This window comes from Actinomadura sp. HBU206391 (assembly GCF_014323665.1).
Lineage (GTDB): Bacteria > Actinomycetota > Actinomycetes > Streptosporangiales > Streptosporangiaceae > Actinomadura_C.
In genome coordinates this window covers 1-8,277 of record NZ_JABVEB010000231.1, presented here as the reverse complement: position 1 = coordinate 8,277, position 8,277 = coordinate 1, and the positions used below count along the sequence as shown (strand labels likewise).

9 protein-coding genes and 1 pseudogene are annotated in these 8,277 nt (G+C 71.1%); 4 read left to right on the top strand and 6 right to left on the bottom strand.

The window, feature by feature from the left end:
• Nucleotides 1-762 (bottom strand): transporter (locus HKK72_RS32255; protein WP_187238214.1); only part of this gene is annotated, 762 nt, incomplete at its 3' end.
• Nucleotides 759-1,634, bottom strand: a complete 876-nt coding sequence (locus tag HKK72_RS32250; protein WP_187238213.1) for an ABC transporter ATP-binding protein — start codon at nt 1,632-1,634, stop codon at nt 759-761. The genes HKK72_RS32255 and HKK72_RS32250, both read right to left, overlap by 4 nt.
• A gap of 150 nt (nt 1,635-1,784) precedes the next feature.
• On the opposite strand from HKK72_RS32250, the gene HKK72_RS32245 reads away from it, so the two are divergent.
• Nucleotides 1,785-2,945, top strand: a complete 1,161-nt coding sequence (locus HKK72_RS32245) for a sensor histidine kinase (protein ID WP_261987417.1) — start codon at nt 1,785-1,787, stop codon at nt 2,943-2,945.
• Nucleotides 2,942-3,616 (top strand): response regulator, encoded by a 675-nt coding sequence (locus tag HKK72_RS32240; protein ID WP_187238212.1) that lies wholly within the window; start codon nt 2,942-2,944, stop codon nt 3,614-3,616. The genes HKK72_RS32245 and HKK72_RS32240 overlap by 4 nt, the downstream gene beginning before the upstream one ends.
• 12 nt (nt 3,617-3,628) lie before the next feature.
• Here HKK72_RS32240 and HKK72_RS32235 read toward each other — a convergent pair whose 3' ends face one another.
• Both HKK72_RS32235 and HKK72_RS32230 read right to left on the bottom strand, forming a co-directional pair.
• Nucleotides 3,629-4,411 carry a methyltransferase domain-containing protein gene (locus tag HKK72_RS32235; protein WP_187238211.1) on the bottom strand — a complete coding sequence of 261 codons (783 nt, stop codon included), beginning with the start codon at nt 4,409-4,411 and terminating at the stop codon, nt 3,629-3,631.
• Between the two features lie 120 nt (nt 4,412-4,531).
• Nucleotides 4,532-5,398, bottom strand: a complete 867-nt coding sequence (locus HKK72_RS32230) for an AraC family transcriptional regulator (RefSeq protein WP_187238210.1) — start codon at nt 5,396-5,398, stop codon at nt 4,532-4,534.
• Between the two features lie 200 nt (nt 5,399-5,598).
• Between HKK72_RS32230 and HKK72_RS32225 the strand changes: the two are divergent.
• Nucleotides 5,599-5,910 (top strand): annotated as a pseudogene (locus HKK72_RS32225) (MerR family transcriptional regulator); the annotation flags it as partial.
• A gap of 64 nt (nt 5,911-5,974) precedes the next feature.
• A complete protein-coding gene (trxA, locus tag HKK72_RS32220) occupies nt 5,975-6,289 on the top strand; it encodes a thioredoxin (RefSeq protein WP_187238209.1) in 315 nt (104 codons plus the stop codon).
• Nucleotides 6,290-6,301: 12 nt separating this feature from the next.
• Here trxA and HKK72_RS41680 read toward each other — a convergent pair whose 3' ends face one another.
• Together HKK72_RS41680 and HKK72_RS32210 are read right to left on the bottom strand one after the other, a co-directional pair.
• Nucleotides 6,302-6,829 carry an NAD(P)-dependent oxidoreductase gene (locus HKK72_RS41680; RefSeq protein WP_315987562.1) on the bottom strand — a complete coding sequence of 176 codons (528 nt, stop codon included), beginning with the start codon at nt 6,827-6,829 and terminating at the stop codon, nt 6,302-6,304.
• Nucleotides 6,830-6,831: 2 nt separating this feature from the next.
• Nucleotides 6,832-8,160: an enolase C-terminal domain-like protein gene (locus HKK72_RS32210; protein ID WP_187238208.1), complete on the bottom strand. Its 1,329-nt coding sequence runs from the start codon at nt 8,158-8,160 to the stop codon at nt 6,832-6,834.
• Nucleotides 8,161-8,277: the final 117 nt, after the last annotated feature.

Below are 8,277 nucleotides of genomic sequence, written 5' to 3'. Positions count from 1 at the left end.
CGCGTCGACGGTGTGCTGTGCGGTGATCCAGGCGCCGGGCCGGTCGACGATCACCGTCAGATCTCCGCTCATGCCTATGCGCATGAGGTTCGTGGTGGTGATCGTCGTGGTGAGGCGTTCAGGAGGCATCAGGTTCGGCCGGACCGCCATGGACATGGAGACCTGGGTGACGGCGAAGACGGCGAGGAGGACGGCCATGGCCGGCAGGGTCCGGCGGAGGACGGCCCCGATGGTCACGCCGAGGACGAAGGCGAAGGCGGCGTAGCCGACGGGGACGATCCCGCGTGCGCCGAAGATCACGGGTGACAGTCTCGGGAGAACGAAGATCCCGGGGCCGGGCCTGCCGCCCAGGCCGGCGATGGCCGCGTCGATCGGGCCGGCCCACCAGCTCACCGCCAGGCTGAGCAGTCCGGTGGCGGCCATGGCGGCTCCGCCGATGACGGCGAGCTTGGTGACCAGCCAGCGGGTGCGGGTGGTCTGTGTCCATGCCAGCCGATGGGTTCCGGCGTCGAGTTCGCGGGTGACCAGCGGGGCGCCCCAGAACATGCCGATGAGGGCGGGAATGACGAGGACGGCCAGCCAGCCGAGGACGTACAGAATGGTCTCGGTGCCGCTGATCTGATCGAGGAAGTCGCTCCCGGTGGTCTGATGGCGGCGGGCGAGCCCGGGGCCGGTGGCGGCGAGGACGGCGCCGAACATGGCGACGGCGCCGAGAACCACGGCGGCCTGCATGCGGAACTGGCGCCAGGTCAGCCAGATCATCGGTGCACCTCCGGTGCGGGAGCGGACTGACTCATATAGGCGAGGACGAGGTCTTCCAGGCTGACCGGCTGGACCGTCCAGGCAGGGTCGAGGGCCGAGGAGTCGGCACGGACGAGCATGGTGGTCCGCCTATCGGTGCGGTCGACCGAGATGACGTGCACCCCGGCGGGAAGTGTCGCGGGGCCGGTGCGCGGTGCGGTGAGCAGGTGGTGGGTGGCCAGTAGTTCGCCGACATCACCGGCCACCCGCACGCGCGAGCCGACGAGCACGATGAGGTGGTCGCAGACCCGTTCCAGGTCGGCGACCAGGTGCGAGGAGTGCACGACGCTGAGTTCCTGCCCGGCGGTGGCGTCGCTCAGGTCCCGCAGGAATTCCCGCCGGGCGAGCGGGTCGAGGCTGGCGACCGGCTCATCGAGGATCAGCAGCGCGGGCCGTTTGGCGATGGCGAGAGTGAGGGCGAGCTGGGCGCGCTGGCCGCCGGACAGGTTCCCGGCCCGTTGATCGGGGGGCAGACCGAGCCGCTGTATCCGCTCCCGTGCCAGTTGCGCGTCCCAACCCGGGCTGAGCCGGGCTCCGAGCTGGAGGTGCTCGGCGACGGTCAGCCTGGCGTACGTCGGCGTGTCCTGGGCGACGAAGCCGACCTTGGCCAGCTGTGCCCGGCCACCGCCGGGGCGCCCGCCGCACACCTCGACCGTGCCCGACGTCGGCGCCAGCAGGCCGGCGGCCAGGCTCAGCAGGGTGGTCTTCCCGGCGCCGTTGGGGCCAACCAGCCCGACGACCCGCCCCGCCGGGATGTCAAGGGTGCAGTCCGAGAGCGCCCAGCGCCGTCGGAACCGCTTGCTCAGTCCCTGGGCCCGCAAGACAGCGGTCATGCCATGTCCTCCTGGTAGTCGGCCGGAAAGCATGCGCCTTACTGTGCGGGTGCCGGCTGGGCGCCCGCACCGGCCGGAAGTACGGTTCGAGCGGGCCGGTCGTACTTTCGGCTGATCCGCCGTCTGTGGAGGCTCCGTAGTCTGAACGGCATGAACATGCTGCATCGCCTGGGCGAGCGGCCCGGGACCGCCGCCAACGTCGGGCTCGGTGTCGTGTTCGCGGCAGCGCTGACCGTCGAGGCCGGGCCGGTCGAAGGCGGCCACGGCGGCTTGGCGTTCCCCCTCGCCGTCGGGACGGCGGTGTGCGTGGCCGCCCTGCTGCGGGAACGTTCCCGTGCGAGGGCCGCGGCGGCCGGCCTCGCCGTGTGCGCGGCCGCCGAGCTGGCCTCCTGGCAGTGGCACCTGCCCAGCCAGCCGGGCGCCGCCGCGGCGCTCGCCCTGCTCGTGCTCATCGGCTCGGCGGTCAGGGTGCTGCCGTTCCGTCCGGCGGCGGCCATCGCGGCCGGCGGCGCGGCGGTCACGGCCGGCACCCTGGAGAGATACCTGACCTTCATCGCCGACGGCACTCCGAACAACCTCACGGCCACCCGACTGATGGGCCTGGGATGGGCCGTCGCCGTGGGGACGGGGCTGTGGCTGCGCCTGCTCGACGGCCGCCGTCAAGTCGCCATCGAGGCGGTACGGCGGGGTGAGCGCCTGGAACTGGCGAGGGAGTTGCACGATGCCGCTGCCCATCACATCACCGGCATCGTGCTTCAGGCCCAGGCGGCCCGCATCGCGGCCCGCAAGCACGCCGAAACGCTCGACGACGCCCTGGCGGGCATCGAGTCCGCCGGCACCGAGGCGCTGGCGTCCATGCGTCAGGTCATCGGCCTGCTCCGGGACTCGGGCGACGCGGGCGGGCTCACTCCCGGACCCGAGCAGGTCACCGAACTCGTCGAGCGATTCGCCGGGCGCGGACCCGCCGTGCGGCTCCGACTGCCCGACGGCCACGCCGATCCCGCATGGCCGCCCGAGGTGACCACCACCGTCTGTCGCGTCGTCCAGGAGGCCCTCACCAACATCACCCGGCACGCCCCCGGCGCCGGGGAGGTCACCGTGGCCCTCGCCCACGACCGGCAGGCCATCACCGTCGAGATCACCGACGACGCGCCCCCGGCCGGCTCGCCCCGGTTCCCCCATGCCGGCGGGTACGGCCTCATCGGGATGCGCGAACGCGTGGAGGCTCTCGGCGGGACGCTCACCGCCGGCCCGGGGCCCGGGGCCGGCTGGTCGGTGCTCGCGACCCTTCCCGCTCCGGGAAGGCCATGACCATGCGGGTCCTGCTCGCCGACGATCAGGCGATGGTACGCGGCGGGCTGCGCTTCATCCTCGAGGACCAGCCCGACATCACCGTGGTCGCGGAGGCCGCGGACGGCGCCGAAGCCGTCACCCTGGCCCGGCGCCTGCGCCCCGACGTGTGCCTCGTCGACATCCGGATGCCCCGCCTCGACGGCATCGAGGTCACCCGCGCCCTGGCCGGCCCCGGTGTGCCAGAGCCGCTCCGGGTGGTCATCGTCACCACCTTCGACCTCGACGAGTACGTCTACGGCGCCCTTCGAGCCGGAGCCGTCGGCTTCATCCTCAAAGACGCCGGCCCCGCCCTGCTGGTCGAAGCCGTCCGGGCCGCCGTCACCGGAGACGCGCTGATCTCGCCCTCGATCACCGTGCGACTCCTCAAGCACCTGGCGCCCACCGAGGCCCCGACCGTCGCCAAGCCTGCGGTGCCGCTCTCGGATCGGGAGACCGAGGTCATTCGTGCCCTCGCCAGAGGCCGTACGAACCAGGAGATCGCCGCCGAGCTGTTCATCTCGGTCAGCACCGTCAAGAGCCATCTGGCCAGCATCCAGATGAAGCTGCGGATGCGTAACCGAGTGGAGATCGTCGTTTGGGCCTGGGAGAGCCGGCTCATGGATCCCGCCAGGGGGCAACGCGACCGGTGACCGTGCCCACCGTCATCCAGTGGCCGGGCGAGTCCCGGCCGCGAGGAACATGGGGATCGCCACGAACAGTCGCCCGGTCCGCCCGCGCTCGGTCTGCTCGGCCGTCCATGCCTCGGCCTGTTCAGCGGTGATCGCTCCGGTGTTCCGGGCCGCGTCGGCGAGCCTGGACAGAAGGGGCAGGGCCACCTGTTCGGTGAGCACTCCGGTGTGCACCTCGACGGTGACGTCGGTGCAGCCGGCGTCGAGCAGCAGGTTGCGGTAGCGGCGGCCGGCATGCGGGCTGGGCATGGTGTCGGCACGTGCTTGCACGATGGTCCGGGTGAGCCCCGGATCGGCCGAGTCGATGACGAAGCTCTCCCAGTCCTGGCCGGCGAGCACGATGCGGCCACCGGGGCCGACCACGCGCCGTGCCTCCTCCAGCGCCCGGGCCGGGTCGTCGAGCACGTGGTAGACCTTGTCGGCCCGGTAGCCGGTCAGCTCACCGTCCGCGAAGGGCAGGTGGTCGGCGGCCGCGACGCGGAAGTCGGGGCCGGTCCAGCGCTCTCGCGCAAGAGCGATCATCTGCTCGTCGATGTCGACGCCGACCGCTCTCGCGCCCCGTTCGGTCATCTCGGCGGCGGCCCTTCCGGCGCCACAGCCCACGTCGATCACTCGTGCGCCCGCGGCCAACCGGAGGAGATCGTAGGAACGGGCGCGCAACTCGGCCGCACCTGGCGTGGAGTCGACCGCGTCCAGGAGCGGAATGAGGTCGTGTGCGGCGACGGACGGGACATCTTTGACATCGTCTGTGGACATGGACGTCATGGTGCGACTTCATCCCGACATGAAGTCAAGCGCCGAGGCGCTCGGGCGATCGGCGAAGATCTGATCGAGGCCGCGTACCTCGCCCGGCGCGGGACGCCCTGGGACGCGGCCTCAGCCGGCGGTTCGTTCCACGGGGATCCACAGCTCGGCGTCCGCCTCCGTCGCGTCCTGGGACAGCCGCGTGCGCAGGATCTCGGGGCCCGGCCTGCTCTGGTACGGGTTGGAGGGGAACCACTGCGTGAACACGTCCCGCCACAGGTACTGCAGGGCCTGCGGAAACGCCCCCGAACTCTCGAAGACCGCCCATGTGCCCGCCGGGACGGTGAGGGTCTCCATGTCCTCGGGCGCGGCGGCAGTGGTCACCACACCGTGGTAGTAGTCGAGTTCGGTGCCCTCCTCACGGCCGTCGGCGAGGTCGTCGCTCACGCTGATGATCCCCTGAGGTTCCTGGTCGGACAGGGCCTCCATGCGCTGCAATGCCTCTTGCCCGATGCTCCGTATGAACGCGACGATCGCGGGGTTCATGCCCTCGTGCACGAGGGGGACGCGGGCCTTCTTGCCCACCACACGGAACTCCTCCTTCTCCACGATCCGGTATCGCATGCTGCTGCTCCCTTCGACGATGAGGCGGAAGGACATCCGTGGATGGGAGCGCAGAGCAGCGCCGGTTCGCCTGGCCTCGCCGGGCCCGACGCCGTGCACGGCGCGGAACGCGCGCGCGAACGTCTCGCCGGAGCCGTATCCGTAACGCACCGCGATATCGAGCAGCGTTCCCTCTCCGGCGAGCACCTGAGCGCCCGCGACGGTGAGCCGCCTGCGACGGATGTACTCGGACAACGGGACGCCTGCGAGCGCGGAGAACAGCCGCCGGAGGTGGTATTCCGACGTGGCGGCGATCCGCGCGAGCTCGGCCACCTCGATCCGCTGATCGAGGTGCTGCTCGATGTACTCCATGGCCTGGTTCAGCCGCTCCAGCAACCTCGGTCCTCCTTCTGATCACTAACGCTGACAGGTCCGGCCCTACCGGACCCGACATTCTGTGCCCTACGCGGTCGGGTCGCACTGCGCACCGGCCGTAGGTAGGAGCCGTACGGGATGAAATCGGGCCGCTCGCGGCTTGACGTTGACGCCGGTGTCAAGGGATACCGTCGCTGACGGCCACAGATCAGGGAGGGCCGATGCGGATCGGGGAGCTGGCCGAGCGGGCCGGCGTGAGCACGCGCACGCTGCGCTACTACGAACAGCAGGGACTGCTCTCGGCGCGGCGTGCGGCCAACGGCTACCGGCAGTACGAGGAGTCAGACCTCCGTTTGGTCTCACAGATCCGTTCGCTGCTGGCGGTGGGGTTCACGCTCGAGGACGCCCGGCCGTTCGTTGACTGCCTGCGAGCGGGCAACGAGGTGGGGGACGCCTGCCCGGAACCGGTCGCCGTCTACCGCCGCAAGCTCGCCGAGATCGACGCGGACATCCAGACCCTGACCCGGCGAAGGGCCGAAGTGGCCGATCAACTGGCGCGGGCCTGTCCTGGATGCGTCCTGTCCCTGGAGGGAAGAAATGCTGACGCTGACCACCGAGAACTTCGACGAGCAGGTGCTGCGCGGCGACAAGCCGGTACTGGTCGACTTCTGGGCGGAGTGGTGCCCTCCGTGCAAGATGATCGTGCCGATTCTCGAGCAGATCGAGGCGGAGTACGGCGACCGCCTGACGGTCGCCAAGATCAATGGTGACGAGCATCCGGAGATCGTGATGCGGTACGGCGTCATGGGCTTCCCCACCCTCAACCTCTTCCGGAACGGCGAGGTCGTCCAGCAGATCAGGGGAGCCAAGCCCAAGCGTCTTCTGCTCGCCGATCTGGAAGGCCATATCTGACCGCCGGCCGGGTCACCGGCTCGATCCCGGAGCGGGGACCGGCGTGAGCAGGGTGCCGTCGGACATGAACCGCCGGAGGTTGCGGAAGGCGAGGTCGCCCATGGCCTCGCGGGTCTCGCGGGTGGCGCTAGCGATGTGCGGCAGCAGAAGCACGGTGTCGAGGTCGTGAAGCGCCGGAGGAACGTACGGCTCGTCGGCGAACACGTCGAGCGCGGCGCCCGCGAGCCGGCCGCCGACCAGCGCATCGACCAGCGCCGGTTCTTCCACCACGCTGCCGCGTGCGATGTTCACGAGGTAACCCTCCGGGCCGAGCGCGGTGAGCACCGCCTCCGATACGAGCCCGCGGGTGGTGGCGGCGGCCGTCGCGACGTCGGTGTGTCGTACCTGACGCCGAAGTTCACGATCACAGCGAGCCGGGCATGGTCGTAGTGCTCGCGCACACTGCGGTCGAGGGACGCGAGCAACCGGCCGACCAACAGCACCCTCGCGGGATCGGGCGCGTGTCCGGTCGTCGGTTCGTCCACCTTGTCGCTTCCTGATGCTCAGTGCCGGTCGAGTGCGGGGCGTTTCGGGTCGAAGGTCCAGCCCGGGACGAGGTGGCGCATGGCGGCGGCGTCGTCCCGGCCGCCGAGCCCTTCCGCCAGGTAGAGCCGGTGGGCGGCGTCGAGCCGGTCGAGATCGACCTCGATGCCGAGGCCGGGCCCGGCGGGCACCGGCAGGTGGCCGTCGGCGATCTGGAGTGGGGCGGTGGTCAGCCGCTGGCCGTCCTGCCAGATCCAGTGCGTGTCCACCGCGGTGATTTCACCGGGTGCCGCGGCCGCGACGTGGGTGAACATCGCCAGCGAGATGTCGAAGTGGTTGTTGGAGTGCGAGCCCCACGTGAGCCCCCACGCGTCGCACAGCTGGGCGACCCGCACGGAGCCGCCCATCGTCCAGAAGTGCGGATCCGCCAGCGGGATGTCGATCGCGCCCGCCGCGACGGCGTGCCCGAGCTCGCGCCAGTCGGTCGCCACCATGTTCGTGGCGGTGCGCAGACCTGTGGCGCGCCTGAACTCCGCCATCACCTCCCGCGCGGAGTGTCCGTTCTCGGCGCCGCACGGGTCCTCGGCGTAGGCCAGCACGTGCCGCAGGTCGCGGCCGAGCCGGACCGCCTCGGCCAGTGACCAGGCTCCGTTCGGGTCCAGGGTGATGCGTGCCGTCGGGAAGCGGCGCGCCAGCGCGGTCACCGCCTCGGCCTCCAGCGGCCCGGGCAGCACGCCGCCCTTCAGCTTGAAGTCGGCGAAGCCGTACCGGCCCTGTGCCGCCTCGGCGAGCGCCACCACCGCGTCCGGCGTCAGCGCCTCCTCGTTGCGCAGCCGGAGCCAGTCGTCGCCGTCCTCCTCCGCGCGGTACGCCAGGTCCGTGCGACGGCGGTCGCCGACGAAGAACAGATAGCCCAGCACGGGGACGCGGTCACGCTGCCGGCCCGCACCGAGCAACTCCACGACGGTCACCTCGAGGTACTGTCCGAGCAGATCGAGGAGCGCGCACTCGAAGGCGGTGACGACGTGCACGGTGGTGCGGAGGTCGAAGGTCTGCGCGCCCCGGCCGCCCGCGTCGTGGTGCGCGAAGCGCCGCCGCACCGACTCCAGCACCGTGTTGTACGTCGCGACCGGCCGGCCGACGAGCAGGTCCCTCGACTCTGCGAGGGCGCGAGCGATCTTCTCGCCGCCGGGCACCTCTCCGACGCCCAGGCGGCCGCCCGAGTCGGTGAGCAGCACGACGTTGCGGGTGAAGTACGGCGCGTGGGCGCCGCTGAGGTTCAGCAGCATGCTGTCCTGGCCGGCGACCGGGACCACCTGGAGATCGGTGACGATCGGTGAGCCGGCCATCTCAGTCGCGATCCGGTTCGCCGGTGCGCGGGTCGACCGCCCTGGCCGCTCCGGTCACCTGCGTGGTCAACGGGCCACCTTCTCGATCAATGCGGTCAGCTCGGTGAGCTCCGGCTC